Origin of the sequence: Blastomonas sp., from assembly GCF_041747255.1 — a bacterium.
In the GTDB taxonomy this organism is placed as follows: Bacteria; Pseudomonadota; Alphaproteobacteria; order Sphingomonadales; family Sphingomonadaceae; genus Blastomonas.
In genome coordinates, this window is the sequence record NZ_JBGTFM010000120.1 from 1 (window position 1) to 1,592 (window position 1,592).

General features: G+C 64.1%; 2 protein-coding genes. One reads left to right on the forward strand and one right to left on the reverse strand.

Annotated elements, in window-relative coordinates; genetic code table 11:
• A partial coding sequence (locus ACEW8G_RS04240; RefSeq protein ID WP_373487204.1) for an ABC transporter transmembrane domain-containing protein occupies positions 1-500 on the reverse strand: 500 nt, incomplete at its 3' end.
• Positions 501-769: 269 nt separating this feature from the next.
• Between ACEW8G_RS04240 and phaZ the strand changes: the two genes are divergently transcribed.
• On the forward strand, positions 770-1,592 hold an 823-nt coding region (phaZ, locus tag ACEW8G_RS04245), incomplete at its 3' end, for a polyhydroxyalkanoate depolymerase (RefSeq protein WP_373487205.1).

The window sequence follows — 1,592 nt, forward strand, 5'->3', positions numbered from 1 at the left end:
AGGCCCAGCGTCAGCTGCGGCACCAGGTAGAACATGTAGATCGTCCCGCCGACCGCCATCAGCGTGTTGCGCAGCGCCACCGAAACGGTGGAGCCCACGACTTGTTCGATCAGAGTCGTGTCGCTGGTCAGCCGGCTGGAAATTTCCTTGGGCGAATTCTCCTCGTAGAACTCCGGCGCCAGCCGCATCAGATTGCGGTGCGTGCGCAAACGGATATCGGCGACCACGCGCTCGCCCAGCCAGCTGACGAAATAGAACCGCATCGCCGTGCCCCCGGCCAGCACCAGCACGATCAGCAGCAGATAGCGGAACCAGCGCCCGATCGCCTCGGGATTGGCGCCTGCAGCAAAGCCCTGGTCGATGATGAGCTTGAACCCGGCGGGGATCGCCAGCGTCGCGGCGGCTGTTATCAGCAATGCCAGCGCCGCCAGCGCGAGATAGCCAGGATAGGCCAGCGCCGCGCGCCAGACCATGAACAGCGGCCGAATCGAGCGCGCCATGGGCGGCTCGCCTTCACGGCCCGCGCTCAGCGTGTCGTCGCGCGAAACGCTATCGTTTGTCTGTGCACCGTCCATCAAAGCCACCTAGGATGCCGCGCCGATGAAATCCATATGCGGGCCGCGTTTGTCAGACGGATTGCGATGGCTTGCCCGCTGGCAGGCCCGGGCATACCGCAGGCTGCGAGCGATTGTGCATTGCACAATTGTCACGGAAGCGCCACCTAGCGGCTGTGTCTGGACGCCCGGAGTGGCGTTTGCAGGGGAATCCAATGCTTTACCACGCTCATGAATTGCAACGCAGCTGGCTTTCGAGCGCCAGCGCCTGGGCCGCCATCGCGTCGGAAATGATGACCAACCCGGCCAATCCGGCAAATTACATCGGCCCGTTCGGCTATCTCGGAATGGGGCCAATGGCGGCCTCCGCGCTCGAAGTCTTCGCCCACGCCACCGCCACCTATGGCAAGCCGGACTGGAATATCGAGGCGGTCACGGTCGGCGGCAAGGCGCGCCCGGTCGAGGAAGCCACCGTTCTCAACCGCCCGTTCGGCGATCTCAAGCGCTTCCGCCGCGAAGGGCTTGCCAAGGATGCCCCCAGGCTGCTGGTGGTCGCGCCGATGAGCGGGCATTACGCCACGCTGCTGCGCGGCACGGTCGAGCGGATGGTGGAAAGCTGCGAAGTCTACGTGACTGACTGGGCGGACGCCAAGACGGTGCCGGTGAAGGAAGGCGATTTCGATCTCGACGATTATATCGACTATGTGATCGATTTCCTGGATCATATCGGTCCCGATGCGCACGTAATGGCCGTGTGCCAGCCCTCGGTCCCCGTATTCGCCGCCACCGCGATCATGAACCGCGACGGCCATGCCGCCACACCCAAAACGCTGACCATGATGGGCGGGCCGATCGACACGCGCTGTTCACCCACCGGCGTCAACGACATGGCGATGAACCGGCCGATCGAGTGGTTCCGGCACAACGTCATCGCCACCGTGCCGATGCAGCATCGCGGCGCGGGCCGCCGTGTCTATCCCGGTTTCCTGCAGCTCGCCAGCTTCATGTCGATGAACCTGGGCAACCACATGCAGAGCC